Here is a 26,875-nt window from a genome sequence, read left to right as displayed (position 1 = left end):
CGAGATCGACCCCAGCGTCCCGAGATCGACCCCAGCGTCCCGAGATCGACCCTCTGAGGGTCGATCTCGGTCGCTGGGGTCGATCTCGCGGGTTCGGTTGTCCACAGACCACGGCGTGACGCCCCACGCCCCGCCCGCGTCGGCCACGCTCGGCACCATGCCGCACGACATCCCGCCGATCGACACCCTGCCCCGGGCCACCCCGGCGCGCGACGCCGCGCCCGTGGAGCCGTCCGCCCGCGACACTCCGGCGGGCCGCACGTCGTCGGACGGCCGTGCGGACGTCGCCTCCCCCGACGCCACGCCCCGGCGCCCCGGCGACGACCGACAGACCGAGCGTCCCGCCCCGCCGACGGCGACCCGCTTCTCCGAGGAGCGCCGCACGGAGCTCGCGCGCCGCACCCTGGCCGGGACCCTCGACCGCGTCCGGCGCGGCGTCTACCTCCCGCCGGTCCCGGACGACCTGAGCCCCGCGCAGCTCCGCCGCGAGCTGGTGCTGCGGCGCGTCAGCGCCGTCGCCGAGCGGCTGTCGAGCGCGTACTGGTTCAGCCACACGAGCGCCGCGCTGCTGCACGGCTGCTGGACCTGGCGGCTGGCCGACGTCGTCCACCTCACCCAGCTCCGCCCGCCCAAGGCGGCACAGACCCGCGAGCCGGCGCTCCGTCGGCACTGGACCCCGCTCCCCGTCCGGGACCGCACCCTCGTCTCCGGCCTCCCGGTCACGACGCTCGAGCGCACGGTCGTGGACTGCGCCCGCTCCCTGCCGGGAGCGCAGGCTCTGGTCGTCGCCGACTCGGCGCTGCGCGCGGGGGCCGACCCGGCGGTGCTGGCCGTCCTCCTCACGGAGGCCGCCGGGCGGCGCGGCGTCCGCAGGGCGCGCGACGTCGTCGGGCTCGCGGACGCCCGGTCGGAGTCCCCGGGCGAGTCCGTCGTGCGATGGGTCGTGCACGACGCCGGACTGCCCGCTCCCGTGCCCGGGCTCGAGGTCCCGACGTGGCGCGGGAGCCTGTGGGTCGACCTCGGGTGGCCGGAGCACCGGGTCGCGGTCGAGTTCGACGGCGCGGTCAAGTACTCCGGCGGCGACTTCGGGGACCCGCGGACACGCCTGCAGCGGGAGAAGGAGCGGCACGACGCGCTCGTCGAGGCGGGGTGGGTCGTGCTGCGCGTGGTGTGGGCGGACCTGGGCGACCCGGCGACGATCGTGCGCCGCGTCGAGCGGGCTCTTCGTCGGTGACGACTTCCGCAGGGGCGGGGTCAGCGGGTCGAGGCACGGCGCGAGGTCGACCCGTACGTCCGAGATCGGCCCTCAGGAGGTCGACGTCGGGCCGGGCGGGTCGATCTCGGCGGGGGCCGGGAGGCCGGCGATGCCACCGCCGTCGCCGCGGGTGCGGCGCTTGCCGCCCGCGGCCTCGTCGCGCACGAGGCGGATCCACAGCAGCACGGCGAAGCCGCCGAACACCCACCACTGCAGCGCGTAGAAGAGGTTCTGGAGGTTGAGACCCGTGCCGCCCTCGATCGTCGGGCGCGGGAGCTGCGCCGGGCCGCCCTCGGCCGCCGACGGCTGCTCGGGGTCGGAGGTGAGCAGCACGAGGTACCCGGAGTACATCGGCCCGCCCCACTCGTTGACGAGCGCCCCGGTCGAGATGGCGTCGGTCAGCCCGGGGGCGGAGCCGCCCTGGCCCGCGGCCTCCGAGGCCTGCAGGTAGCCCGTGAGCCGCACGACGCCGTCCGGCGGCTCGAGCGCCGCGCCCTGCTCGGGCGTCTCGACCCAGCCGCGGACCACGGGCAGCACGGGAGCGCCCGAGAGGTCGGACCACGACGCGCCCTGCGTCCCGTCGTCGGTCACGTGCAGCGGGGTGAGGACGAGGTAGCCGACGCGGCCGTCGAGCGCGCGGTCCTCCACGAGGAGCTGGCCGGCAGGGTCGTACTCCCCCTCGACCCACGCCTGGCGACCGACGAGCTCGCCCGGGAAGGAGGACTGCGGCGGGAGCAGCTCCCCGACGCCCTCCGGCCCGGCCGCCTCGAGCTCCGCGGCCTCCTGCTGCGCCGCGAGCTCGGCGCGCTGCTGGGCGCGGTCGAGCTGCCAGACGCCCAGGCGCGCGCACACCGCGGCGGCGAGGAGGAACAGCACGAGCAGGCCGACCACGCGGGGCTGGCGGGCGACCGCCCAGAACGAACGGCGGGCGGTGGGCTCGGGCACGACCCCACGGTAGCCGGGCCGCCCGCGAGAACCCGCATCGCGGGCGTCGTACCGGTCGAACCTCACACCGGCGCGGTCCGACGCGGTGCCGGGAGCGACCGGGTCCCGGGACCTAGGACCTTTTCTGCGGTCCCGGACGGACGTCACACCTCCCGGGGCCGTCACGGACCGTGCAGGGCCCCGGTCGATGCGGTTGTATGAAGCCGTAGTCGTTCACGAACCCTTCCCCCCCGCAGGAGCGTGAGATGAGCACGACCACCGCCACCGAGTCCACCGCCTGGCGACCCGCCGAGGTCGCGCCCCTCGACGACGACACCCTGCGTCGCGTCGACGCGTGGTGGCGCGCGGCGAACTACCTGTCGGTCGGGCAGATCTACCTGCTCGACAACCCGCTGCTGCGCACGCCGCTGGAGCGCGAGGACGTCAAGCCGCGCCTGCTGGGCCACTGGGGCACGACCCCCGGGCTGAACTTCCTCTACGCGCACCTCAACCGCGCGATCGCGCAGCGCCGCCAGTCGACGATCTACGTCGCGGGCCCCGGTCACGGCGGTCCCGGCCTCGTCGCGAACGCGTACCTCGAGGGCACGTACTCCGAGACGTACACGGACATCACGCAGGACACCGAGGGCCTGCGCCGCCTGTTCCGCCAGTTCTCGTTCCCGGGCGGCATCCCGAGCCACGTCGCGCCGGAGACCCCCGGGTCGATCCACGAGGGCGGTGAGCTGGGCTACGCGCTCTCCCACGCGTACGGCGCGGCGTTCGACAACCCGGACCTGCTGGTCGCGGCGGTCGTGGGCGACGGCGAGGCGGAGACCGGCCCGCTCGCGACGAGCTGGCACTCCAACAAGTTCGTCAACGCGCGCAACGACGGCGTCGTGCTGCCGATCCTGCACCTCAACGGGTACAAGATCGCCAACCCGACGGTGCTCGCGCGGATCAGCGACGACGAGCTGCGCGACCTCATGGTCGGCTACGGCCACACCCCGTACTTCTTCACGGGCGGGTTCGACGGCGAGGACCACTTCGAGGTCCACCAGCGTTTCGCGCGGCTCCTCGACGAGGTGCTCAACCACATCGCGCAGATCAAGGCGGACGCCGCGGCCGGGAACGACGAACGTCCCGCGTGGCCCATGATCGTCTTCCGCACGCCCAAGGGCTGGACCTGCCCGCCCGTCATCGACGGCAAGAAGACCGAGGACTCGTGGCGCGCGCACCAGGTGCCGCTCGCGAGCGCGCGCGACACCCCGGAGCACCTCGACGTGCTGCGCGGCTGGCTCGAGTCGTACCGCGCGGACGAGCTGTTCGACGAGGACGGCCGTCTGCAGGACGACATCGCCGCGCTCGCCCCCGAGGGGACGCTGCGCATGAGTGACAACCCGCACGCGAACGGCGGGCTGCTGCTCAAGGACCTGCGTCTCCCGGACTTCCGGGACTACGCCGTGGACGTGGCGGGACCGGGGAGCGCCGTCGCCGAGGCCACGCGCGTCCTCGGGCAGTGGCTCACGGACGTCGTGCGGCTGAACCCGGACAACTTCCGCATCTTCGGTCCGGACGAGACCGCGTCGAACCGCCTGCAGGCGGTCTACGAGGTCACGGACAAGCAGTGGAACGCCGACTTCTACGGGCCCGACGTCGACGAGCACCTCGCGCGCGCCGGCCGCGTCATGGAGATGCTCTCGGAGCACCAGTGCCAGGGCTGGCTCGAGGGCTACCTGCTCACCGGGCGCCACGGCCTGTTCACGAGCTACGAGGCCTTCATCCACATCGTCGACTCGATGTTCAACCAGCACGCGAAGTGGCTCAAGGTCACCAACCACATCCCGTGGCGGCGGCCGGTCGCGAGCCTCAACTACCTGCTGTCGAGCCACGTGTGGCGCCAGGACCACAACGGCTTCAGCCACCAGGACCCGGGCTTCATCGACCACGTCGTCAACAAGAAGGCCGAGATCGTCCGGGTGTACCTGCCGCCGGACGCCAACACCCTCCTGTCCACCTACGACCACTGCCTGCGCTCGCGCCAGTACGTGAACGTCGTGGTGGCGGGCAAGCAGCCGGCGCCGCAGTTCCTGTCCATGGAGCAGGCGGTCGCGCACTGCACGCGCGGGCTCGGCATCTGGGAGTGGGCCGGGACCGAGGTCGAGGGCGAGGACCCGGACGTCGTGCTCGGCGCCGCCGGCGACGTCCCGACGCTCGAGGTGCTCGCCGCGGCGGACATCCTGCGCCGCCGCATCCCGGACCTCAAGGTCCGGGTCGTCAACGTCGTGGACCTCATGCGGCTCCAGGACGAGAAGGAGCACCCGCACGGTCTGTCGGACAAGGACTTCGACACGCTCTTCACCGCGGACAGGCCCGTGATCTTCAACTACCACGGCTACCCGTGGCTGATCCACCGCCTCACCTACCGCCGCACCAACCACGCGAACATCCACGTGCGCGGCTACAAGGAGGAGGGCACCACCACCACCCCGTTCGACATGGCCATGCTCAACGACATCGACCGCTACCACCTGGTGATCGACGTCATCGACCGCGTGCCGTCCCTGCGCTCGACCTACGCGGGTCTGCGCCAGGAGATGGTCGACGCGCGGCTGACGGCCCGGCAGTACACCCGCGAGCACGGGGAGGACATCCCCGAGGTGCGCGACTGGGTGTGGCCGGACGTCGGCGAGACGGCGACCGAGGAGGGTGGCCCGCAGTACAACGGCGCGAGCGCCGCCGTGCAGGACACCGGAGGAGACAACGAGTGAGCGACACCGCTCGCAGCATCTACATCACCTCGCCCGAGGGCGAGACGGGCAAGTCCACGATCGCGCTGGGGGTCCTCGACCTGCTGGTCCGCAAGGTCCAGCGGGTCGGGGTCTTCCGGCCGGTCACCCGGGCCGCGGGCCCGGACGTGCAGGACTACGTGCTCGAGCTCCTGCTCGCGCACGACGGCGTGGACGTCACCGCCGAGCAGGCGATCGGCGTCACGTACGAGGACGTCCACGCCGACCCGGAGGCCGCGCTCTCGCAGATCGTGGCCCGGTACCACGAGGTCGCGAGCCAGTGCGACTTCGTAGTCGTCGTGGGCACGGACTACACCGACGTCGCCGGGCCGACCGAGCTGTCGTTCAACGCGCGCGTCGCGGCGAACCTCGGCGCGCCGGTCCTCCTCGTGGTGTCCGGCAAGGGCCGCACGCCCGACGCCGTGGGCAACCTCATCGAGGTGAGCGTCGCCGAGCTGCGCTCGCAGCACGCGCAGCCCATCGGCGTCGTCGCGAACCGCGTGCAGCCCGACGACCTCGACGCGGTGCGCGCGCTCCTCGGGTCGCTCGGACCGGACGGCGAGCCGCTCGCGGGCGGGACGTCGTCGGGCCCGACGGCGGAGCCCGCCCCGGGCGCGCGGCTGCCGGGCTGGGCGGTGCCCGAGGACCCGTTCCTCGACGCCCCGACCGTGCGGATCCTCATGGAGGCGGTGGGCGGGACGCTCGCGTTCGGCGAGGAGGAGCTCCTCGCGCGCGAGGCGACCGACCTGCTCGTCGGCGCGATGTCGTTCGAGCACCTGCTCGACCGGCTCACCGACGGCGCCGTCGTCATCACGCCCGGCGACCGGGTGGACATCCTCATCGGGCTGCTCGCCGCCCACTCGGCGTCGGGCTTCCCGTCGCTCGCGGGCGTCATCCTCAACGGCGGGTTCTTCCCGCCCGAGTCGACGGCGCGCCTCGTCGCCGACCTCGACCCGAGCCTGCCGGTCATCCGCACCGACCTCGGGACGTTCCGCACGGCGAGCGCCACCGCGAGCGCCCGCGGCCGCGTCACCAAGGAGTCGCAGCGCAAGGTCGACACGGCGCTCGCGCTGTTCGAGCAGAGCGTCGACGGCGCGGCGCTCCTCGCCGGCCTCGACGTGCCCCGCCCCGAGGTCGTCACGCCGCTGATGTTCGAGTACGAGCTGCTCTCGCGCGCCCGCGCGGACCGCAAGCACGTCGTGCTCCCCGAGGGCGACGACGACCGCATCCTGCGCGCCGCGTCGACCCTGCTGGGCCGGCAGGTCGCCGAGCTGACGATCCTCGGCGAGGAGCACAAGGTCCGCGCCCGCGCGGCCGAGCTCGGCCTCGACATCGACGCCGCCCACGTCGTCAGCCCGCACGACCCGGAGCTCGTCGACCGGTTCGCGGCGGAGTACGCCCGCCTGCGCGCCCACAAGGGCATCCGGCTCGAGGAGGCGCGCGAGCGCGTCCAGGACGTGTCGTACTTCGGCACGATGATGGTCCACCTCGGCCTCGCGGACGGCATGGTCTCGGGCGCCAAGCACACGACGGCGCACACCATCAAGCCGTCGTTCGAGATCATCAAGACCCAGCCGGGCGTGTCCGTCGTGTCCTCGGTGTTCCTCATGTGCCTGCAGGACCGCGTGCTCGTCTACGGGGACTGCGCGGTCATCCCGGACCCGACGGCGGAGCAGCTCGCGGACATCGCGATCTCCTCCGCGGCGACGGCGCAGCAGTTCGGCGTCGACCAGCGCGTCGCGATGCTGTCGTACTCCACCGGCGAGTCGGGGTCGGGCGCCGACGTCGACAAGGTCCGTCGGGGCACGGCCCTCGTCCGCGAGCGCCGCCCCGACCTGTTCGTCGAGGGCCCGATCCAGTACGACGCCGCCGTGGACGCGTCCGTCGCGGCGTCGAAGATGCCGGGCTCGGACGTCGCGGGGCGCGCGACGGTGTTCATCTTCCCGGACCTCAACACGGGCAACAACACCTACAAGGCGGTGCAGCGCTCGGCGGGCGCCGTCGCGGTGGGCCCGGTCCTCCAGGGCCTCAACAAGCCGGTGAACGACCTGTCGCGCGGCGCGCTCGTGCAGGACATCGTCAACACCGTCGCGATCACCGCGATCCAGGCGCAGGCCCCGGCCGACGCCGCCGATCCCACCTCTGACTCCCAGGGAGCCATGTCATGACGATCCTGCCCGAGGGCGAGCGCCCCAACCCCTACAGCGCGTACGGCGCGCACGGGTCCGTGCTCGTCATGAACTCGGGGTCGTCCTCGCTCAAGTACCAGCTCGTCAACCCCGTCGGCGGCGAGGCGATCGCCGCGGGCACGATCGAGCGCATCGGCGAGGAGTCCGGGATCATCAAGCACCGGTTCGCCGGGAACACGACGACGCGCGAGGAGCCCGTCGCGGACCACGGGCACGCGCTGCGCATCGCGCTGAGCATGTTCGACGAGGTCGGCCCGACGCTCTCGGACGCCGACGTGTACGCGGTGGGGCACCGCGTGGTGCAGGGCGGCTCGCTGTTCGCCGACCCGGTCCTCGTCGACGACGGCGTGCTCGAGCGGATCCGCTCGCTGTCCCCGCTCGCGCCGCTGCACAACCCGGCGAACGTCAAGGGCATCGAGGTCGCGCGGTCGCTGCTCGGCGACGTGCCGCACGTCGCGGTGTTCGACACCGCGTTCTTCCAGCGGCTGCCGCAGCACGTCGCGACGTACGCCCTGGACGCCGAGGTCGCCGAGAAGTACGCGATCCGCCGCTACGGCGCCCACGGCACGAGCCACCAGTACGTGTCCGGGAAGGTCGCGCGCGTCCTCGGGCGCCGGATCGAGGGTCTCAACACGATCGTCCTGCACCTCGGCAACGGCGCCTCGGCGTCGGCCGTCAAGGGCGGCGTGCCGGTCGAGACGTCGATGGGCCTCACCCCGCTCGAGGGCCTCGTCATGGGCACGCGCACGGGCGACATCGACCCCGCGGTCGTGTTCCACCTCGCGCGCAACGCGGGCATGAGCATCGACGAGATCGACGACCTGTTCAACAAGCGCTCGGGCGTCAAGGGGCTGTCCGGCGTGAACGACTTCCGCGAGCTGCACCGGCTCATGGAGGCCGGCCACGAGGGTGCCCGCCTCGCGTTCGACGTGTACATCCACCGGCTGCGCAAGTACGTCGGCGCGTACGCCGCCGTGCTGGGCCGCGTGGACGTCGTCGCCTTCACCGCGGGCGTCGGCGAGCACGACGCCGAGGTGCGCGCCGCCGTCGTCGAGGGGCTCGAGCCGCTCGGCCTCGCAGTCGACCCGGACCGCAACGCCGTCGACTCCGGCGAGCCGCGAGTCATCTCGCCGGACTGGACGAGCACGCTCGTCATGGTGGTCCCGACGATGGAGGAGCTCGCCATCGCGCGCCAGTCGGTCGAGGTCGTCGAGGCGGCCTCGCGCGCCGGCTGATCCCCGCACGCCCGGGCTCCTCCGGGTGACACCTACGCGGCTCAGGCCGCTCCCCGGCCGGTGGCATGCTCGGGTGGTGACCGTTCTCATCGACCCGCCCGCGTGGCCCGCGCACGGGACGCTGTTCAGCCATCTCGTGTCGGACGCCTCGCTGGCGGAGCTGCACGCGTTCGCGGCCTCGATCGGCGTGAGCCGCCGCGCGTTCGACCTCGACCACTACGACGTCGCCGCCGAGCGGTACGACGTCGCCGTGGCGGCGGGTGCCGTCCCCGTCGGCGGGCGCGAGCTCGCCAGGAGGCTCGGGTCGTCCGGGCTACGCGTGCCGGGCCGGGCGCGGCGCGCGGCGAAGGCCGACGCGCTGCTCGCCCGGTGGGACGCGCTCCTGCCCGGGTCCCGGGACGTCGGCGTCGATCTCGTCAAGCGCTGGCACGAGCCGCACCGCGTCTACCACGGGCCGGAGCACCTGGTGCACGCGCTCGACTCGCTCGCGCTCCTGGAGGGGCGGCCCCCCGGCGTGCCCGACGGCGTGAGCCCGCCCGGTCACGAGCCCGTCGGCACGACGTCGGTCGGCCGGGCGTCGTACGGCGCGGCGACGAGCGGCGCGGCGACGAGCGGACTGCCGGGCGGCGCGGCGAGCGACGCCGCGGTGACCCAGCTCGCGCTGTGGTTCCACGACGCCGTGCACGACGGCGAGGCGGGACGCGACGAGGAACGCTCCGCCGACCTGGCGCGTGCCCGGCTCGCGGGCCACCTCGGCCCTGCGGCCGTCGACGAGGTCGTGCGGCTCGTGCTCGTGACGACGGACCACTCCCCCGCGGCGGGCGACCGGTCGGGCGCGCTCGTGTCCGACGCCGACCTCGCGATCCTCGGCTCCGCGACGGACCGCTACGCGCGGTACGTCCGGCAGGTCCGCGCCGAGTACGCCCACGTGCCCGACGACGCCTTCCGCACGGGTCGCGCCGCCGTGCTGCGCGGGCTGCTCGGAGGCGGAGCGCTGTTCCGCACCCCGCAGGGTGCCGCGCGGTGGGAGGCCCGCGCCCAGAGCAACCTGCGCGACGAGCTCACCACCCTCGACACCCCCGCCTGACCCACCCCACCCCGGCCCCCACGACCCGCCGAGCAGGTGGTCCCGGTCCGTCCGGGACGACAGACGGGCCACGATCGCCTGCTCGACGCGCCACGATCGCCCGCTCGGCGCTCCGGCGGCGCTAGGGTCGGGGCGTGACCGACGAGCTGGCCTCGACCACCCCCGCCGCGCAGGCCCCGTCATCGTCACCGACGTCGTCCGGGTCGGTGTCCTCCCGCCGGTCCCCGCGGGACCGCTCCCGCCGGTCGCGGCGTCGGCGGGCGACGATCTGGGTCGCCGCCGGTCTGGCGGCGCTCGTGCTGGCGCCGTTCGTCGTCGTGCAGGGTGTCGGGCGCGCGCACGTCGCCGACCCGGCGGACGTGCCGCCGAGCGACGCGATCGTCGTGCCGGGCGCCGGGCTGCGTCCCGACGGGTCGCCGTCCACGTACCTGCGCCGCCGGCTCGACGCCGCGGCGGAGCTCTACGCCCGCGGAGTCGCACCCGTCGTGCTCGTGAGCGGCGACGCGCACGACGACTACGACGAGCCTGGGTCGATGCGCGCGTGGCTGCTCGACCGGGGCGTACCGGACGACGCGATCCTGCTGGACCGCGCGGGCTTCGACACGCACGCCACGTGCACGCGCGCCGTGTCGGAGTTCGGCGTCGGCACGGCGGTCGTGGTCACGCAGGGCTATCACCTGCCGCGCACGCTGTTCTCGTGCCGCGTCGCGGGCCTCGACGCCGTCGGGATCGGGGTCAGCGCGGCGAGCGTGGAGCCGTGGAAGGCCGTGCTCTACCGCGTCCGCGAGGTCCCGGCGGCGACGAAGGCCGTGCTCGACGCCGTGCGCCGCTGAGGACTCCCCGGCGCCCGCCCGGCTCCGTGGGCCGGCCGCCCGGTCAGGGCAGGCGCAGGCGACGCATGACGTCGAGCGCGGACGTGAGCACCTTGCTGGGGAGCTCGCCCCCGATCTCGTAGAGCGTGTCGAGCGTGAGGCCCTGGTTCGCGCCGCGCTGCACGGAGATCGTCTGCGCCTCCGTGAGCGCCTCGATCCCCTCGCGGCCGTGCCGACGCCCGAGGCCGGACGCCTTGAACCCGCCCATCGGGGCGCCGACCGAACCCCAGGCGGCGGAGTACCCGTCGTTGACGTTGACCGTGCCCGCCTCCACGCGCGCCGCGATCCGGCGGCCGCGCGCGACGTCGCGCGTCCACACGCTCGCGTTGAGCCCGAACTCGGAGTCGTTCATGACCCGCACGGCCTCGTCGTCGCTCGCGACCCGGCGCACGGACACGACCGGGCCGAACGTCTCCTCCCGGGCGCACGCGGCGTCGTCGGGCACGTCGTCCAGGACGGTGGGCGCGTAGAACCACGGGCCGATGTCCGCGCGGTGCACGCCGCCCGCGAGGACGCGCGCGCCGCGCGCGATGGCGTCCTCGACGTGCGCGACGACGCGGTCCAGCTGCGCCTGCGACGTGAGGGACCCCATGTCGGCGGAGTAGTCGAGGCCGGCCCCGAGGCGCATCTCCCGCACGAGCGGCACGAACTCGTCGAGGAACGCGTCGGCGACGTCCTCGTGCAGCACGATCCGCTCGATCGAGACGCAGAGCTGCCCCGAGTTGGAGAAGCACGCGCGGACGGCGCCGCGCGCGGCGGCGCGCACGTCGGCGTCGGCCGCGACATACAGCGGGTTCTTGCCGCCGAGCTCGAGGGTCGCGCCGATGAGCCGCTCCCCCGCACGCGCGGCGACCTTGCGGCCCGTCGCCGTCGAGCCGGTGAACGCGATGTGGTCCACGTGGTCCGTGACCGCCGCGCCGACGTCCCCGCCGCCCGCGACGACGAGGAACAGGTCGGCGGGCAGCCCCGCCTCCTCGAGCAGCTCGGCGCCCCACAGGGCGCTGAGCGTCGTCTGCGGGTCCGGCTTGAGCACGACGGCGTTGCCCGCCACGAGCGCGGGCACGGCCTCCGCGAACGCGAGCGTCAGCGGGTAGTTCCACGGCGCGATGACGCCGACGACGCCCACGGGACGGCGGTGCACGCGCGTGCCCGTCAGCACGGGCAGCATGCCCGGCGCCCGGCGGTCGGCGAGGTAGCGCGGCCCGCGCTGGGCGTAGTGGCGCGTGAGGATCGCGACGTCCGCGACCTCCTCGAACGCGCTGCGGCGCGACTTGCCGGACTCCATCTGGATGAGGTCGAGCCCGTCGGACTGCCGCGCGAGCACGAGCTCGCCGAACCGGCGCAGCACGGCCGCGCGCTCCCGGACGGGGAGCGCCGCCCACGCCGGCTGCGCGGCCCGCGCCCGCTCGACCACCCGCGCGACGTCCTCGACGGAGGACACCGGGAACGCGGCGAGCGGCGCGCCCGTGAAGGGCAGGACGGAGCGGTGCATGCCCGCCTCGTTGCTGGTGACGACGCGCTGCGCGAGCGGTGCGACGACGTCGGGCTCGAGCACGTACGTCGCCGCGGGGTTCTCGGGGTCGATCAGGCCGTCCAGCGCGGCGCCCTCGCCGGGTCCGCTGCCGGGGGTGCCGGATGAGCTCGTCATGGGGACAGGCTACGTCGTCGGACCGACAGGACCGGTGACGGGCAGCTCCCACGTCGTGAGCACGGGGCGGAAGCCCTGGCGCGCCCAGAACGGCGCCGAGAGCGGGTTGAGGACACCGTGGTGCAGGAGCACGACCGCGTCCTCCCCGGCGCGTTCCCGCACGCGCGCGAGCGCCGCGTCGACGAGAGCACTGCCGACCCCGGCCCCGCGCGCCGCGCCGGTCACGTGCAGGAGCACCAGGTAGGAGACCGGTCCGGCCGTGACCGTCCCGGCGACCGCCCCGGACCGCTCCGGCGGCTCGACCGCGACCACGCCCAGGACGTCCTCGCCGAGCTCCCCGGACGCGCCCCCGCGAGCCTCGGCCCGGGCCGCCGTTGCGACGAGGAACGTCGTCGCCGGGTTCGCCACCGCGCCCACGACCTGGGTCGCGAGGTGCTCCCGGGCTCCGGGGCGCACCCGGGCCGCGCCCACGAGCTCGTCGTACGCGAGCTCGTCGAGCTGGTGCGCCACGAGCGCCGGGACGTCGTCGGGCGTCGCGTCGCGCACCACCGCTCCGGCACGACCTCGCGGCGCGGCGGGCGCCGTCCCGCGCCGCGCCGCCAGGTGGACGGTCGGGCGCATCCCGTGCGCGGCGAGCGCCGCGACGGCCTCGACGTCCCGGCTCGGCCACAGCAGGACCATGCCGTGGTCGCGCGGGGCCGGTCCCACCTGGCGCACGCCGTCGCCGTCGGGCGGAGTGCCCGGGTCCCCGGCGACGCGCGCCGCCCAGGCGGCGAGGAGCGCCGCGACCGCGCCCGGGACGTCCGGGCCGGCCGCCCGCGCGCGCAGCCGGTGCTCGCGCAGCGGGCGGAACAGCGCTGCCGGGGAGGCCGCGCCGACGTCGCCGGCCGCGAGGAGACCTGCAGCCCGGGACCCGTCGGGCAGCCGGATCGCGAGCAGCCGCCCGTCGTCCGGAGCGGCGCCCAGGTCCGGGACCGCGACGAGCGGGTCGAGCGCGCGGACCCGCGCGCGGTGCTCGGCCTCGAGCGCGGCCAGATCGTCGGCGTCCGGCGCCCAGGCCGTCGTCATCGTCCGGCGTCGCGCGCGTCCGGCGCGCCGAGCGGTCGGCCGAGGACGACGCACTCCTGGTCGGTGTAGCCGAGGCGCTCGTAGAAGCCGCGGACCGCCTCGTTGGTCGAGCGCACCATGAGGCGCACGGCCCGCGCGCCCTGCGCGGCGAGCCACGCCTCCGCCGCGACGACCGTGGCGCGACCCGTGCCGGTGCCCTGCAGGCGCGGGTCCACGGCGACGTAGTAGAGCCAGCCGCGGTGGCCGTCGACGCCGGCCATCGCCGACGCGACGACCTCGCCCGCGCGGACGACGCCACCGGGATCGCTGTCGGGAGCGCCGTCGTCGGTCGTCGGTCCCGGGAGGTCGCGCGTCGCCCGGCCCACGAGCACCGTGGACGTCTCCCCCAGGCGCGCGTCCGCGAGGTCGCGGTACGGGTCGTTCCACGGCCGGGTGAGGTCGCACGCGCGCCACAGGGCGACGACGGCCTCGACGTCGTCGTCCGCGACCTCGGCGAAGGTGACGTCCGCGCCCGGACCGCGGAGGTCGTCGTCGGGCGCTGCGTCACGCACGGGACCGGGCACGGCGGCACTCACGCGGGTCAGCCGCGGTCCGTCCGCGACGCGCCCCGTCACGGCGCGGTTCAGCGGGGCTGGTACGGCGAGACGACGACCTCGACGCGCTGGAACTCCTTGAGGTCGGAGTACCCGGTCGTCGCCATCGCCCGCCGCAGCGCGCCGACGAGGTTGAGCGTGCCGTCCGCCTGGCGACCCGGGCCGAAGAGGATCTCCTCCAGCGTCCCGGCCGTGCCGACGCGCACGCGCTCGCCGCGCGGGAGCTGCGCGTGGTGCGCCTCCGAGCCCCAGTGCCAGCCCCGGCCCGGCGCCTCCTCGGCGCGCGCGAGCGCCGCGCCGATCATCACGGCGTCCGCGCCGCACGCGACGGCCTTGACGAGGTCGCCCGAGCGGCCGACGCCGCCGTCGGCGATGACGTGGACGTAGCGGCCACCCGACTCGTCGAGGTAGTCGCGGCGCGCGGCCGCGACGTCCGCGACCGCCGTCGCCATGGGCGCGTGGATGCCCAGCGAGACGCGCGTGGTGTGCGCCGCGCCGCCCCCGAAGCCGACGAGGACTCCTGCGGCCCCCGTGCGCATGAGGTGCAGCGCAGCGGTGTACGTGGACGCGCCGCCGACGACGACCGGGACGTCGAGCTCGTAGATGAACCGCTTGAGGTTGAGCGGCTCCGCGACGCCCGAGACGTGCTCGGCCGAGACGGTCGTGCCGCGGATGACGAAGAGGTCGACGCCCGCGTCGACGACGGTCTGGTAGTGCTCCTGGGTGCGCTGCGGCGACAGGGCGCCGGCGACCGTGACGCCCGCGGCGCGGATCTCCTTGAGGCGCTGCGTGATGAGGTCCGGCTTGATGGGCTCGGCGTAGATCTCCTGCATGCGCCGCGTCGCCTCGAGCGGCTCGAGCGTCGCGATCTCCTCCAGGAGCGCGGTGGGGTCGTCGTAGCGCGTCCACAGGCCCTCGAGGTCGAGCACGCCGAGGCCGCCGTGGTTGCCGAGCGCGACGGCCGTGGCCGGGCTCATCACCGAGTCCATGGGCGCCGCGAGGATCGGCAGCTCGAAGTGGTACGCGTCGATCTGCCAGCCGACCGACACCTCCTTGGGGTCGCGCGTGCGCCGGGAGGGCACGACCGCGACGTCGTCGAAGGAGAACGCGCGCCGACCGCGCTTGCCACGTCCGATCTCGATCTCGTTGCTCACCGGGCCAGCCTACCGGCGGGCCGAACCCGCCACCTGCACGACCGCCGTGTGGGTGGGCGCTGGCAGGGTGACGCTCGTCGCCGGGACGTCCGGCGGCACCGGCCGCGGCGCGCCGGGACCCGAGCGAGACACCCGAGGTGGACCATGACGACGACGCCCTGGACGGCGGGACCGCTCCTCGGTCTCGACACCGAGACCACGGGCGTCGACGTGGACGTCGACCGGATCGTCACCGCGGCGCTCGTCCTGCGCGAGCCCGGGTCGACGCACGTGCGGACGTGGCTCCTCGACCCCGGCGTCGAGATCCCCGCCGAGGCGACGGCGATCCACGGCGTCACGACGGCGCACGCGGCCGCACGCGGCGCCGCGCCGGCCGAGGCGCTGGAGGAGATCGCGACGCTCGTCGTCGACGCCCAGCGCGACGGCGTCCCGCTCGTCGCGTACAACGCCGCGTTCGACCTGTCCCTCCTCGACGCGGAGCTCGTCCGCCACGGCCTGCCGACGCTCGCCGCCCGGCTCGGGCGGCCCGTGCGCCCGGTGCTCGACCCGCTCGTGCTCGACCGGGCGTGGGACCCGGAGCGCGAGGGCAAGCGCCGCCTCGTCGACCTCTGCGCGCGCTACGAGGTGCTCGACGTCGGCCCGCTGCACACCGCGGACGCGGACGTCCTCGCCACGCTCGACCTCCTCGACGCCCTCGTCCGCGCCTTCCCCGACCTCGGCGCCCTGGGCCCCGGCGCCCTCCACGACCTGCAGGTCGCGGCGCACCGCCGCTGGGTCGACGCGCTCGACCCCGAGCGCGAGCCGCCCTACGTCGGAGCCGGCGCAGACGGCCGCTGGCCCTCGTAGCGGACGTCGCCCATCTCACGACGCGGATGGAGATCCTGTGACGAACCGGTGATCCCGCCAGGGCTGGGCCACGTCGGCGCGTGAATATCTCATCCATGAGTTATCGTCGCTCGCATGACAGCGATCGACGACGCCCCACTCACGCAGGTCGGCACGCTCATCCGCGGCGCCCGCCAGAACCGGGGCCTCACGCAGACCCAGCTCGCCGAGCGGCTCGGCACGAGCCAGAGCGCCGTGCACCGCATCGAGCAGGGCGCCCAGAACCTCAGCCTGGAGATGCTCAACCGCATCAGCCTCGCGCTCGACTCCGAGATCATCAGCCTCGGCGGACCCAAGCACGCGCACCTGCGCGTCCAGGGCGGCCACACCCTGTCCGGGCGCATCGAGGTCAACTCCTCGAAGAACGGCGCGGTCGCGCTCCTGTGCGCGTCGCTCCTCAACCGGGGCCGCACCACCCTGCGCGGCGTCGCCCGCATCGTCGAGGTCGACCGGATCGTCGACGTGCTCCGCTCGATCGGCGTCCGCGCGACCTGGACGACCGGCGGCCGCGACCTCGAGATCGTCGTGCCGGACCGGCTCGACCTCGCCGCCATCGACGTCGACGCCGCGCGTCGCACCCGCTCGATCATCATGTTCCTCGGCCCGCTGCTCGGGCTCCGGGACGCGTTCGAGCTCCCGTACGCCGGTGGCTGCGACCTCGGCACGCGCACCGTCGAGCCGCACATGATCGCGCTGCGGCCGTTCGGCCTCGCGGTCACCGCGACGGGCGGCAACTATCACGCGACGGTCGCCCCGGCGTCAGGCACCGACCTGTCGGTCGTGCTCACCGAGCGCGGTGACACCGTCACCGAGAACGCGCTCATGGCCGCGGCCCGGCGCGACGGCGTGACGACCATCCGCAACGCCAGCCCCAACTACATGGTCCAGGACCTGTGCTTCTACCTCGAGCTGCTCGGCGTCCGGGTGGAGGGCATCGGCACGACGACGCTGCGCGTCCACGGCCGCACGGACATCGACGTGGACGTGGAGTACGCCGTCTCGGAGGACCCGGTCGAGGCGATGAGCCTGCTCACCGCGGGCATCGTCACCGGCTCCGAGATCACGGTCGCGCGCGTCCCGATCGAGTTCATGGAGATCGAGCTCGCGACCCTGTCCGAGATGGGCTTGCGCTACACGCAGAGCACCGAGTACCTGTCCCGCAACGGCCGGACGCGCCTCGTCGACGTCACCGTGCACCCGAGCGAGCTGCACGCCCCGATCGACAAGATCCACCCCATGCCGTTCCCCGGCCTCAACATCGACAACCTGCCGTTCTTCGCGGTCATCGCCGCGAACGCGCAGGGCACGACGCTCATCCACGACTGGGTCTACGAGGGCCGCGCGATCCACCTCACCGACCTCACGCGCCTCGGGGCGGACGTGCGGCTCCTGGACGCCCACCGCCTCCAGGTCACCGGCCCGACGCGCTGGTCCGGCGCCGAGGTGAGCTGCCCGCCGGCGCTGCGCCCCGCCGTCGTGATCCTCCTCGCGATGCTCGCCGCGAAGGGCACGTCGGTCCTGCGCGGGGTGGACATCATCGCGCGCGGCTACGAGGGCCTCACGGAGCGCCTCCGCGAGCTCGGCGCCAACATCGAGACCTTCCGCGACTGACACCTACCTACCTGCCGAGTGCATGAAGAGTCGCGGTCGGGACGTCCGACCGCGACTCTTTCCTGCACTCAGCGTCCCCGGGGGGTGTCGTCAGAAGCCCGTGTAGTTGGGGGCCTCGACGGTCATCTGGACGTCGTGCGGGTGGCTCTCCTTGAGCGACGCCGACGTGATGCGGATGAAGCGGCCCTTCTCCTGGAGCTCCGGGACGGTCCGCGCGCCGACGTAGAACATCGTCTGGTGCAGGCCGCCGACGAGCTGGTGCGCGACCGTGCCGAGCGAGCCCTTGTAGGCGACCTGGCCCTCGATGCCCTCGGGGACGATCATGTCGTCGCTCGTGACCTCGGCCTGGAAGTAGCGGTCCTTCGAGTAGGACTTCTTGCCGCGCGAGGACATGGCGCCCATGGAGCCCATCCCCCGGTACGCCTTGTACTGCTTGCCGTTGACCAGGATCGTCTCGCCGGGCGACTCCTCGGTGCCCGCGAGCATCGAGCCGAGCATCACCGACTCCGCGCCCGCGACGATGGCCTTGCCGATCTCGCCCGAGTGGCGCATGCCGCCGTCGGCGATGACGGGCACGCCTGCCGGGCGCGCGGCGAGCGACGCCTCGTAGACCGCCGTGACCTGCGGGACGCCCACGCCGGTGACGATGCGCGTCGTGCAGATGGAGCCCGGGCCGACGCCGACCTTGACCGCGTCCGCGCCCGCATCGACGAACGCCTGGGCGCCCTCGCGCGTCGCGACGTTGCCGCCGATGACCTGGACGTCGCGCGTCGCCGGGTCGGACTTCAGGCGCGCGACCATCTCGATGAGCATGCGCACGTTGCCGTGCGCCGTGTCGGCGACGAGCACGTCGACGCCCGCGTCGATGAGGGTCGTGGCGCGCTGCCACGCGTCGCCGAAGTAGCCGATCGCGGCCCCCACGAGCAGGCGGCCCTGACCGTCCTTGGACGCTTGCGGGAACTGCTCGGACTTCACGAAGTCCTTGACCGTGATGAGCCCCGAGAGACGGCCGTCGGCGTCGACGAGCGGGAGGCGCTCGAGCTTGTGCTTGCGCAGGAGGGCAGTCGCCTCCTCGCGCGAGATCCCGGCCGGGCCGGTGATGAGCGGCAGCGGCGTCATGACCTCGTCGACCTTGGTCGTCGCCCACTCCGCGACGGGCGTGAAGCGCAGGTCGCGGTTGGTGACCATGCCGATGAGGCGGCGCTCCGCGTCGAGCACGGGGAAGCCGGAGATGCGGTACTCGCCGGCCGTCTTGTCGAGCTCCTCGAGCGTCGCGTCCGGGCCGATGGTCACCGGGTTGTCGATGATGCCCGTCTGCGTGCGCTTCACCAGGTCCACCTGGAGCGCCTGGTCCTCGATGGAGAGGTTGCGGTGCAGGACGCCGATGCCGCCCTGGCGCGCCATCGCGATCGCCATGCGCGACTCGGTGACGGTGTCCATGGCCGCCGAGACGAGCGGGACGCGGATCGAGATCTCGCGCGTCAGGCGCGTCGTGGTGTCGATGTCCGACGGCGCCAGGTCCGAGTAGCCGGGCTGCAGCAGGACGTCGTCGTAGGTGAGACCCAGGAAACCGAAGGGGTCGCGGTCGGGAGCGGCGGCGGGGACGGGCGAGGCGGTCACACCAGGATTCTACGCCGCGGGGCCCTCCGGTATTCCCGCGCCGTCCGCGCACGAGGGCCCGCGCGACACCCCGCCCGACACCTCAGCGGACGACCGCGAGGAGCTCGTGCAGGAGCCCCGGGAAGCTGCGCACGCGGTGCACCGTCGCGGCGAGCGGGAGGTCGCCGGCCGCCTCGTCGCTCGGCAGGCCGACGAAGAACGGCAGGCTCGGGTTCGCCTCGTGCGCCGCGTGGACGATCCCCAGGTCGGGGCGCGCCTGGGTCGTCACCATGGCGACCGCGGACGGCCGCACCATCGTGACGATCTCGAGCGTGCGGTGGACGTTGGCCGGGCCGGTGACGATACGGGCCATCGCGCCGTGCGACGCGAGCGACGCGGCGAGGGCGTGCGCGGCCAGGGGCAGCGGCTCGTCGGGCGCCGCGAACACGAGGACGATCCGGCGCATGCGGCTCGGGTGGTTGCGGGGCGGGCCGCCGGCCGCGACGATCGCGTCCTCGCTCGCCTGCGTGTACTCGCGCAGCGCGCCGAGCGTCGCGTTCGCGAGGACCACCTCGGGAACCTCGCCCGGGCCCGCGAGCACGGTGCGCTCGGCGAGCCGCTCCAGCGCCGGCTCGACGAGGTCGGACCACCAGGCCGCCGGGTCGCCGCCCGCGGGGATCCGCAGGAGCCGGTCGCACGTGCGCTGGTCGTAGGCGATCGCGGCGTCGACGACGTCGGACACGCGCGTGGGGCGCGGGGCCTCCCGCACGCCGAGGGCACGCGGCGCGGTCCCCCGCGACGGCTCTCCGCCGGGCACCGCGCGCAGGAACGGGCGCGACGGCGGAGCGGGCTCGGGGGCCGTGTCGTCCGCGTCGAGGTCGTCGTCGACGTCGGGGCCGCCCTCGGCGCCGTGCTCGTCGAACGAGACCGCACCGCGGTGCGCGTCGAGCTCGTCCTCGTCGGCGGCGAGGGCCGCGCGGGCCGCGTCGGCGGGCGCGACGCCGTCGAGCGTGAGGCGCCGCATGACGACCAGACGGGCGACGTCGTCGTCCGTGTAGCGCCGGTGGGAGCCCGCGCGGTGCTGCGAGGGCCCGAGGCCGTAGCGGCGGTCCCAGGTCCGCAGGGTCGCGGGCGCGACACCGAGCCGGCGCGCGACGGCGGCGACGGCGAGGCCGGGGTTCGTGGACATGCTCGGTCGGGCTCCCTCGGGGTCGGGGGCGGACCGGACGGAGGTCATGGATCGATTCTGCCGACCGCACCACCGTCCCGCCACCTCGTCCAGGTCACAGTCGTGCAGCCTTCGAGTCAGGCTTGTGCAGGGTTTGTTCACCATACGCGCAAACGCGCCAGCACTTCCGCATCGCGTCAGCGTAGACCCGGACGCTGCATCGTTCTCGCCGTCCCCATGACCTCCTCTCCCCCTGCCGAACGGCCGTGACCTGGCCCTTCACCTTTCTCGCACAGGGGGCTTGAACAACTTCTGAAACGCTTGTAGGTTGTTCGCCATGGCTGAGATCTCAAGGCTTCCCGGGCCCGTCATGGAGCTGTGGGAATGGCAGTACCAGGGTTCGTGCCGCGACGCGGACGACACGTTGTTCTTCCACCCCGAGGGGGAGCGCGGCTCGACGCGACGACGTCGTGCGGAGGCCGCGAAGGCGATCTGCCACTCGTGCCCCGTCATGATGCAGTGCCGCGAGCAGTCGCTCCGCGTGCGCGAGCCGTACGGGGTGTGGGGCGGCCTGAGCGAGGACGAGCGGGCGGCGATCCTCGCCGGCGGCGCGCGCCGCACCGGCTGAGCACCGGCGGCACGACCAGCAGCAGCAGCACCACCAGCAGACCTGCACGGCACCGGTCCGACGTCGTACCGGGAGCACGTGCGCACGACCCGTGGGAACGGTGGGGCGACCGGCCACGGAACGCAGCAGGGCCCGCGACCGGACGGTCGCGGGCCCTGCTGCTGGAACGGGTCGGCGTCAGCCGACCACCACGGCGAGGATGTCGCGCGCGGACAGGACCAGGTAGTCCACGCCGCCGTACTTGACCTCGGTGCCGCCGTACTTGCTGTAGATGACCTTGTCGCCGACGCTCACGTCGAGCGGGACGCGGTTGCCGTTGTCGTCGACACGGCCCGGACCGACGGCCAGGACCTCGCCCTCCTGGGGCTTCTCCTTGGCGGTGTCCGGGATGACCAGGCCGGATGCGGTCGTGGTCTCGGCCTCGAGGGCCTTCACGACGATCCGGTCCTCGAGCGGCTTGATGGGGACCGACACGTCGGACCTCCCCTTTCGCGGTGAGAACTGCAACGGATGGGTCGAGCGCACCGGCTGGCCGTCGTCGCGGGTGCCGGACAGCCTGGTCGCACGTGGTGCCGCCTCCGCGGACGGTGGCGGCACGTCCTCAAATCTAGGTCGCCGTTAGCACTCGGTCAAGGCGAGTGCCAACGTCCGCCCCTCGGACGATCGCGGTCCCGGCTGCGCGTGGTCCCCGTCCCCCGTGGAAGGATCGACGCCATGGACGCCGCCACGCTGACCAAGCTGCTCAGCCCCGAGGGCTGGGCGCTGCTCGGCGCGCTCCCCCCATACGACGAGCAGCAGGCGCTCGTGCTCTCGGCGGGGCTGCGCGCGAAGGGCGTCGACCCCGACCTCGCCGCTGCGGCGCTCACGCAGTCGCGCCTGCGGGCCGCGGCCCGCGGCAAGCTCGGCGCGTTCGCCGACGGCATGCTCTTCACGCAGGCGGGGCTGGAGCAGGCGAGCCGGCTCGTCGTCGCCGGCCTGCACGCGCGCCGGTACCAGGACGCGGGGATCCGGCGCGTCGCCGACCTCACGAGCGGGATCGGCGTCGACGCGCTCGCCTTCGCGGCGGCGGAGCTGGAGGTGCTCGCGACCGACGTCGACGAGCTCACCGCGGCCATCGCGACCGTGAACCTGCGCCACTTCCCCGAGGCCGAGGTACGCCACGGCGACGGGCTCGCGCTGGACCTCGAGGGCGAGCGGGTCGAGGGCGTGTACGCCGACCCCGCCCGACGGACACGGGGCGGCAAGCGCGTGTTCGACCCGAAGGCCTACGCCCCGCCGCTCGACGCCGTGTGGGCGCTGCGCGAGCGGGTCCCCGCGGTCGGCATCAAGGTCGGCCCCGGGATCCCGCACGACGGCCTGCCCGCGGACGCCGAGACCGAGTGGGTCTCGGTCGACGGCGACGTCGTGGAGGCCGGCCTCTGGTTCGGGCCGCTCGCGCCCGAGGGGCCGGGCCGCTCGGCGCTCGTCCTCACCACGTGGACCGGGCCGGACGGGACCGAGCGCACCACGACGCGCCGGGTCGCCCACCGCCCGGGCGACGACGACGTCGTCCCCGACGTGGGCGGCGTCGGGCAGTACCTCTACGAGCCCGACGGCGCGGTCATCCGCGCGGGCCTCGTCGCCCACGCGGCGCGCGGGCTGGGCGGTCGGCTGCTCGACCGGACGATCGCGTACGTGACGACCGACTCCCCCGCGCCGCTCGACGCGACCGGCCTCGCCGACGGGCTCGCGCGCGGCTACCGCGTGCTCGACACGATGCCGTTCGGCCTCAAGCGCCTGCGTTCCTACCTGCGCGAGCGGGGCGTCGGGCGCCTGACGATCAAGAAGCGCGGCACGGCCGTCACGCCCGAGCAGCTCCGACGCCAGCTCGCCCTCACGGGCGACGCGACCGCCACGATCGTCCTGACGCGTGTGGGCGGGTCCCAGCAGGTCCTCGTCGTCGAGCCGCTCGCCGCCCCCTCGACGGGCGCCCCGCAGAGCGGTGTCCGGGAGGGTCCGCGGTGAGCGTCCTGCCGCGGCGCACCGCGATCCCGTTCGCGCGGTCGGAGCGCTCGACCGTCGGGCTCGAGTGGGAGCTCGCGCTGGTCGACGCGGACTCCGGCGACCTGCGCCAGGTCGCGCAGACGGTCCTCGACGCCGTGCGCCCGGAGGACGGGGGCACGCACCCCTCGATCAAGCAGGAGCTGCTGCTCAACACGGTCGAGGTCGTGAGCGGCGTGTGCCGCACCGTCGGGGAGGCCGGCCGGGACCTCGAGCGCTCGATCGAGGAGCTGCGGGCGGTGACCGACCCGCTGCGCGTCGAGCTCATGAGCGCGGGCACGCACCCGTTCGCGCGCTGGGCGCAGCAGAAGGTCACCGACAAGCAGCGCTACACCACGCTCATCGACCGCACCCAGTGGTGGGGGCGGCAGATGCTCATCTACGGGGTGCACGTGCACGTGGGCATCGAGGACCGCGCCAAGGTGCTGCCGGTCCAGCGCGCGATGCTCACGACGTTCGCCCACCTGCAGTCGCTCTCGGCCAGCTCGCCGTTCTGGGGCGGCAAGGACACGGGGTACGCGTCGAACCGCGCGCTGATGTTCCAGCAGCTCCCCACCGCGGGGCTCCCGTTCCAGTTCGCCACGTGGGAGGAGCTCGAGGGATACGTCGCGGACATGCTGCACACGGGCGTCATCGACGCGTTCGACGAGATCCGCTGGGACCTGCGCCCCGCCCCGCAGTTCGGCACGCTCGAGACGCGCATCTGCGACGGCGTCACCAACATCTCCGAGCTGCTCGCGCTCGCCGCGCTCACGCACTGCCTGGTCGAGCACTTCTCGACGATGCTCGACGAGGGCCGCGAGCTCCCGAGCATCCCGCCCTGGTTCGCGCAGGAGAACAAGTGGCGCTCGGCGCGCTACGGCATGGACGCGATCATCATCCTCGACCGCGCGGGCAACGAGGAGCTGGTGACCGACGCCGTCGGCCGGCTGCTCGTCGAGCTCGAGCCCGTCGCCGCCCGCCTCGGGTGCCTCGACGAGCTCGACGGCGTGCGCACGATCGTGCGCCGCGGGGCCTCCTACCAGCGCCAGCGCGCCGTCGCGCGCCGCAACGGGGGCGAGCTCGACGCCGTCGTGCGCTCGCTCGTCGCGGAGATGCGGGCGGGCCGCCCGCTCTGACGTCGCCCGCGGTGGTCAGTAGTCGCGCAGGACCACGCCGAGGTCGGCGGCCCGGTCGGCGAGCCACGTCGGCGACCAGTCGTCGGTGTCGCACGGCGACGACGTCCGGTCGGCCGCCGCCTCCGAGTACCCGCCCCACGACAAGACGCGGCACGTCGCGTCGGTCTCGAGCGCGTGCGTCCACTCCTCGTCCTCCGCGAACCCCGAGTCGACGGCCGACTGGAGCAGGTCGAACTCGTGCCACCACTGGAGCATGTGCGACAGCTCGTGCGCGAGGAGCACCTGCTTGGTCGCCGGGTCGGAGTCCTCGCCCCACCACACGAACAGCACGGTCGGGTGGGCGGGCTGGAAGCAGCCCGCCGAGCCCGTCGCGTACGCGTCGTGCTCGGCGACGTGCGCCATGCCGCAGTTGAGCGCCGGGTCGTCGGTGAACACGACCTGCACGCCCTCGTTGGCGGGGTTGAGCGCGAGCAGCCACGCCGTGGGGTCGGGGTGGTCGGGCAGGAAGGGCGTCGTCTGCGTCGCGCCCGGCACGGGGTCGGGCAGCGGCTCGGCGTACTCGCCCGCCTTCCAGGCGGCCTCCACGCCGGTGGCCGACGCGGTCGCGTCGGGGCTCGCGTCCTCCCAGACCGTCGGGGGCGGCACGGCGCCTTCCTGCTCGGTGGGCAGGACCGCGCCGTCGTCCCGCGCCCCGCCGAGGGAGTTGACGAGGTACGCGACGACGGACACCACCAGGACGAGGACGAACATCACGACCCGGCCGGCACGACCCCGGCGCCGGCGCGGCACCTCCCACGAGACGGTGGACGCCCCGTACGCGGGGACGGTCGCCGCCGGTGCCCCGTAGGCCGGCGGGGCCGCGGGGCCGCCCGAGAGCGCGGGGGCGCCGTGGGCCTGGCCGTACGGCGGAGCGGTCGTCGGACCCGCCGTCCCGTAGGGCGGCGCTCCGACGGGCGCCGCGACGGACCCGTACGCGGGCACGGCCGCCAGGAGCGCCCGGTGCTGCGCCGTCCAGTACGCCGCCGCCTGCTCGGCCCGCGCGCGCTCCGGCCCGGGCGGCGCCGACGCGGCCGCGTGCGCCCAGGCGTGGGCGCGTCTCGACGCCTCGTCGGGCGTGAGACCGGGCTCGGGGATCACACGTGGGTCACGGTCAGCGGCATCGACGAGTCCACGCCGATGTCGAGGCTCGACGGCGCCACGCCGGCCCGCACGACGGCGGACCCGAGCGCGGCGATCATCGCCCCGTTGTCGGTGCAGTAGCGGATCGGCGGGATGCGCAGCTCGATCCCGGCCTCCGCGCACCGCTTCGCGGCCATGTCGCGCAGCTGCGAGTTGGCGCTGAACCCGCCGCCGACGACGAGCGTCGACACGCCGTGCCGCTCGCACGCCGCGATGGTCTTGGCGGTGAGCACGTCAGCGACGGACTCCGCGAAGGAGGCCGCGACGTCGTGCACGGGGATCTCCTCCCCCGCGTCCTGCCGCGCCTCGACCCAGCGCGCGACGGCGGTCTTGAGGCCGGAGAACGAGAAGTCGTACGCGTGCTTCTCCTGGTCCTTGCGGGCCGTGAGGCCGCGCGGGAAGCGGATCGCCGTCGGGTCGCCCTCGCGCGCGAGGCGGTCGATGTGCGGCCCGCCCGGGTACGGCAGGCCCAGCAGGCGCCCGACCTTGTCGAATGCCTCGCCCGCCGCGTCGTCGAGCGTCGAGCCGAGCTCGGTGACGGACGTCGCGACGTCGTCGACCAGGAGGAGCGAGCTGTGCCCGCCGGACACGACGAGCGCCATGACGCGCTCCGGGAACGCGCCGTGCACGAGCTCGTCGACCGCCGCGTGACCGATGACGTGGTTGACGCCGTAGAGCGGCTTGCCGAGCGCGAGCGCGAGCGCCTTGGCGGCGGACGCGCCGATCGTCAGCGGGCCGACCAGCCCGGGCCCGGCGGTGACGGCGATCGCGTCGACCTCGGACAGGTCGACGTCCGCCGTGCCGAGCGTGCGCTCGATCGTCGGGATCATCGCCTCGAGGTGGGCGCGCGACGCGACCTCGGGGATGATGCCGCCGTACCGCGCGTGCTCGTCCATCGAGCTCGCGACCGTGTCGACGAGCAGCTCGCGACCGCGGACCAGCGCGACGCCGGTCTCGTCGCAGGACGTCTCGATGCCGAGCACCAGGGGCTCGCCGGCGCTCACTGACGGCTCACTGACAGAGGGAAAGGCATGGCGTCCAGGGTAGTCGCGTGCGGGGCCGGGCCGTGCCGTGTCGCCCACGTCACACCGTCTGTCGGGAAGATGATTCAACGCTCAACCGTTGCCCCGGTCATGAGCACCGACACCCTCATCGAGTCCCCTGCCGCGCCGAACGAGCTCGCCGACCAGCTCGCGATCGACGCGCAGGCTGCGGACCGCCTGTTCCGCGACGCGCACACGACCCACGCCTTCTCCGACGAGCCCGTCACCGACGCGCAGATCCAGGCGGCCTGGGACCTCGTCCGCTGGGCACCCACCGCGATGAACACGCTCCCGCTGCGCCTGCTCGTCGTCCGCACGCCCGAGGCGAAGCAGCGCCTCGGCGCGCACATGGCGGACTTCAACCGCGACAAGACGCTCGCCGCGCCCGTGACCGTCGTCGCCGCCGCCGACCCGTCGTTCCACCAGCACCTCGGCACCCTCGCGCCGTTCCGCGAGGGCATGACCGAGCAGCTCGACCCGCAGACCGAGCTGCGCGAGGGCATGGCCCGCACCAACGCGCTCATCCAGATCGGCTACCTCATCGTCGGGCTGCGCGCCGCCGGCCTGTCCGTCGGCCCGATGACCGGCTTCGACGCCGCGGGGATCGACGCCGAGTTCTTCGGCGAGTCCGGCTGGCGCACGCTCGTCGCGATCAACGTGGGCTACCCCGCGGACGAGGGCGCGCACTTCCCGCGCCAGGCCCGCCTCGACTTCCACCAGGTGGCCGAGATCCTCTGAGCACCCCACCCGTCGTCACGCGCGCGAGGCGGCACCCCTCCACGGGGTGCCGCCT

22 protein-coding genes are annotated in these 26,875 nt (G+C 74.2%); 12 read left to right on the top strand and 10 right to left on the bottom strand.

The window, feature by feature from the left end:
• Positions 1-115 precede the first annotated feature (115 nt).
• Positions 116-1,234 carry a hypothetical protein gene (locus ACFC2L_RS18205; protein WP_375825746.1) on the top strand — a complete coding sequence of 373 codons (1,119 nt, stop codon included), beginning with the start codon at positions 116-118 and terminating at the stop codon, positions 1,232-1,234.
• Between the two features lie 72 nt (positions 1,235-1,306).
• Here ACFC2L_RS18205 and ACFC2L_RS18200 read toward each other — a convergent pair whose 3' ends face one another.
• The gene (locus ACFC2L_RS18200) at positions 1,307-2,200 is read right to left on the bottom strand and encodes an SURF1 family protein (RefSeq protein ID WP_375825745.1); all 894 of its coding nucleotides are present in this window, start codon (positions 2,198-2,200) and stop codon (positions 1,307-1,309) included.
• A 245-nt stretch (positions 2,201-2,445) separates the two neighbouring features.
• Between ACFC2L_RS18200 and ACFC2L_RS18195 the strand changes: the two genes are divergently transcribed.
• The 5 genes from ACFC2L_RS18195 to ACFC2L_RS18175 all read left to right on the top strand — a co-directional run bounded on the left by ACFC2L_RS18195 (position 2,446) and on the right by ACFC2L_RS18175 (position 10,309).
• On the top strand, positions 2,446-4,947 hold the full coding sequence (locus ACFC2L_RS18195; protein WP_375825744.1) for a phosphoketolase: 2,502 nt from the start codon (positions 2,446-2,448) through the stop codon (positions 4,945-4,947).
• Positions 4,944-7,133 (top strand): phosphate acetyltransferase, encoded by a 2,190-nt coding sequence (gene pta / locus ACFC2L_RS18190; RefSeq protein ID WP_375825743.1) that lies wholly within the window; start codon positions 4,944-4,946, stop codon positions 7,131-7,133. The genes ACFC2L_RS18195 and pta overlap by 4 nt, the downstream gene beginning before the upstream one ends.
• Complete coding sequence (locus ACFC2L_RS18185) at positions 7,130-8,389, top strand: acetate/propionate family kinase (protein WP_043656335.1); 1,260 nt, start codon at positions 7,130-7,132, stop codon at positions 8,387-8,389. Before pta ends, ACFC2L_RS18185 begins: the two co-directional genes overlap by 4 nt.
• 76 nt (positions 8,390-8,465) lie before the next feature.
• Positions 8,466-9,476, top strand: a complete 1,011-nt coding sequence (locus tag ACFC2L_RS18180) for a DUF4031 domain-containing protein (protein WP_375825742.1) — start codon at positions 8,466-8,468, stop codon at positions 9,474-9,476.
• Positions 9,477-9,610: 134 nt separating this feature from the next.
• Complete coding sequence (locus tag ACFC2L_RS18175) at positions 9,611-10,309, top strand: vancomycin high temperature exclusion protein (RefSeq protein WP_375825741.1); 699 nt, start codon at positions 9,611-9,613, stop codon at positions 10,307-10,309.
• 43 nt (positions 10,310-10,352) lie between these two features.
• Here the strand turns inward: ACFC2L_RS18175 and ACFC2L_RS18170 are convergent, their stop codons facing one another.
• Genes ACFC2L_RS18170 through ACFC2L_RS18155 form a run of 4 tightly spaced genes read right to left on the bottom strand, consistent with a single transcriptional unit; the run spans position 10,353 to position 14,811 of the window.
• A complete protein-coding gene (locus ACFC2L_RS18170; protein ID WP_375825740.1) occupies positions 10,353-11,996 on the bottom strand; it encodes a succinic semialdehyde dehydrogenase in 1,644 nt (547 codons plus the stop codon).
• 9 nt (positions 11,997-12,005) lie between these two features.
• Positions 12,006-13,064 (bottom strand): GNAT family N-acetyltransferase, encoded by a 1,059-nt coding sequence (locus ACFC2L_RS18165; RefSeq protein WP_375825739.1) that lies wholly within the window; start codon positions 13,062-13,064, stop codon positions 12,006-12,008.
• On the bottom strand, positions 13,061-13,639 hold the full coding sequence (locus tag ACFC2L_RS18160) for a GNAT family N-acetyltransferase (protein WP_375825738.1): 579 nt from the start codon (positions 13,637-13,639) through the stop codon (positions 13,061-13,063). Before ACFC2L_RS18160 ends, ACFC2L_RS18165 begins: the two co-directional genes overlap by 4 nt.
• 47 nt (positions 13,640-13,686) lie before the next feature.
• Positions 13,687-14,811: a GuaB3 family IMP dehydrogenase-related protein gene (locus tag ACFC2L_RS18155; RefSeq protein ID WP_053369640.1), complete on the bottom strand. Its 1,125-nt coding sequence runs from the start codon at positions 14,809-14,811 to the stop codon at positions 13,687-13,689.
• A 144-nt stretch (positions 14,812-14,955) separates the two neighbouring features.
• On the opposite strand from ACFC2L_RS18155, the gene ACFC2L_RS18150 reads away from it, so the two are divergent.
• Together ACFC2L_RS18150 and ACFC2L_RS18145 are read left to right on the top strand one after the other, a co-directional pair.
• Positions 14,956-15,657, top strand: a complete 702-nt coding sequence (locus tag ACFC2L_RS18150) for an exonuclease domain-containing protein (RefSeq protein ID WP_375825737.1) — start codon at positions 14,956-14,958, stop codon at positions 15,655-15,657.
• Between the two features lie 114 nt (positions 15,658-15,771).
• Positions 15,772-17,307 (top strand): helix-turn-helix domain-containing protein, encoded by a 1,536-nt coding sequence (locus ACFC2L_RS18145; protein WP_375825736.1) that lies wholly within the window; start codon positions 15,772-15,774, stop codon positions 17,305-17,307.
• A 90-nt stretch (positions 17,308-17,397) separates the two neighbouring features.
• On the opposite strand, the gene guaB is transcribed toward ACFC2L_RS18145, so the two are convergent.
• Positions 17,398-18,927, bottom strand: a complete 1,530-nt coding sequence (guaB, locus tag ACFC2L_RS18140) for an IMP dehydrogenase (protein WP_375825735.1) — start codon at positions 18,925-18,927, stop codon at positions 17,398-17,400.
• Between the two features lie 82 nt (positions 18,928-19,009).
• On the bottom strand, positions 19,010-20,143 hold the full coding sequence (locus ACFC2L_RS18135) for a MerR family transcriptional regulator (protein ID WP_375825734.1): 1,134 nt from the start codon (positions 20,141-20,143) through the stop codon (positions 19,010-19,012).
• A gap of 268 nt (positions 20,144-20,411) precedes the next feature.
• Here ACFC2L_RS18135 and ACFC2L_RS18130 point away from each other — a divergent pair, with 268 nt between their 5' ends.
• Positions 20,412-20,702 (top strand): WhiB family transcriptional regulator, encoded by a 291-nt coding sequence (locus ACFC2L_RS18130; protein WP_031316449.1) that lies wholly within the window; start codon positions 20,412-20,414, stop codon positions 20,700-20,702.
• Between the two features lie 177 nt (positions 20,703-20,879).
• Here ACFC2L_RS18130 and groES read toward each other — a convergent pair whose 3' ends face one another.
• A complete protein-coding gene (gene groES / locus ACFC2L_RS18125; RefSeq protein ID WP_253050840.1) occupies positions 20,880-21,176 on the bottom strand; it encodes a co-chaperone GroES in 297 nt (98 codons plus the stop codon).
• A 240-nt stretch (positions 21,177-21,416) separates the two neighbouring features.
• On the opposite strand from groES, the gene ACFC2L_RS18120 reads away from it, so the two are divergent.
• Positions 21,417-22,706 carry an SAM-dependent methyltransferase gene (locus ACFC2L_RS18120; RefSeq protein WP_375825733.1) on the top strand — a complete coding sequence of 430 codons (1,290 nt, stop codon included), beginning with the start codon at positions 21,417-21,419 and terminating at the stop codon, positions 22,704-22,706.
• Positions 22,703-23,860, top strand: coding sequence for a glutamate--cysteine ligase (locus tag ACFC2L_RS18115; RefSeq protein ID WP_375825732.1), 1,158 nt, complete (start codon positions 22,703-22,705; stop codon positions 23,858-23,860). Before ACFC2L_RS18120 ends, ACFC2L_RS18115 begins: the two co-directional genes overlap by 4 nt.
• 15 nt (positions 23,861-23,875) lie before the next feature.
• Here the strand turns inward: ACFC2L_RS18115 and ACFC2L_RS18110 are convergent, their stop codons facing one another.
• Both ACFC2L_RS18110 and tsaD read right to left on the bottom strand, forming a co-directional pair.
• Positions 23,876-24,997: a hypothetical protein gene (locus tag ACFC2L_RS18110; protein ID WP_375825731.1), complete on the bottom strand. Its 1,122-nt coding sequence runs from the start codon at positions 24,995-24,997 to the stop codon at positions 23,876-23,878.
• Complete coding sequence (gene tsaD / locus ACFC2L_RS18105) at positions 24,994-26,043, bottom strand: tRNA (adenosine(37)-N6)-threonylcarbamoyltransferase complex transferase subunit TsaD (protein ID WP_375825730.1); 1,050 nt, start codon at positions 26,041-26,043, stop codon at positions 24,994-24,996. Before tsaD ends, ACFC2L_RS18110 begins: the two co-directional genes overlap by 4 nt.
• A 129-nt stretch (positions 26,044-26,172) precedes the next feature.
• On the opposite strand from tsaD, the gene ACFC2L_RS18100 reads away from it, so the two are divergent.
• Positions 26,173-26,820 carry a malonic semialdehyde reductase gene (locus ACFC2L_RS18100; RefSeq protein WP_375825729.1) on the top strand — a complete coding sequence of 216 codons (648 nt, stop codon included), beginning with the start codon at positions 26,173-26,175 and terminating at the stop codon, positions 26,818-26,820.
• Positions 26,821-26,875 lie beyond the last annotated feature (55 nt).

The organism is Cellulosimicrobium sp. NPDC055967 (assembly GCF_042269845.1).
GTDB lineage: Bacteria > Actinomycetota > Actinomycetes > Actinomycetales > Cellulomonadaceae > Cellulosimicrobium.
Note: the sequence above shows the minus strand (reverse complement) of the source record. Positions and strands in the feature narration are given on the sequence as shown.

Coding starts and splice junctions, on each gene's coding strand:
- ACFC2L_RS18120 (WP_375825733.1), top strand. CDS start 21,417: ATGGACGCCGCCACGCTGACCAAGCTGCTCAGCCCCGAGGGCTGGGCG.
- ACFC2L_RS18100 (WP_375825729.1), top strand. CDS start 26,173: ATGAGCACCGACACCCTCATCGAGTCCCCTGCCGCGCCGAACGAGCTC.
- ACFC2L_RS18165 (WP_375825739.1), bottom strand. CDS start 13,064: ATGACGACGGCCTGGGCGCCGGACGCCGACGATCTGGCCGCGCTCGAG.
- ACFC2L_RS18135 (WP_375825734.1), bottom strand. CDS start 20,143: ATGACCTCCGTCCGGTCCGCCCCCGACCCCGAGGGAGCCCGACCGAGC.
- ACFC2L_RS18170 (WP_375825740.1), bottom strand. CDS start 11,996: ATGACGAGCTCATCCGGCACCCCCGGCAGCGGACCCGGCGAGGGCGCC.
- ACFC2L_RS18145 (WP_375825736.1), top strand. CDS start 15,772: ATGACAGCGATCGACGACGCCCCACTCACGCAGGTCGGCACGCTCATC.
- ACFC2L_RS18195 (WP_375825744.1), top strand. CDS start 2,446: ATGAGCACGACCACCGCCACCGAGTCCACCGCCTGGCGACCCGCCGAG.
- ACFC2L_RS18130 (WP_031316449.1), top strand. CDS start 20,412: ATGGCTGAGATCTCAAGGCTTCCCGGGCCCGTCATGGAGCTGTGGGAA.
- ACFC2L_RS18185 (WP_043656335.1), top strand. CDS start 7,130: ATGACGATCCTGCCCGAGGGCGAGCGCCCCAACCCCTACAGCGCGTAC.
- ACFC2L_RS18150 (WP_375825737.1), top strand. CDS start 14,956: ATGACGACGACGCCCTGGACGGCGGGACCGCTCCTCGGTCTCGACACC.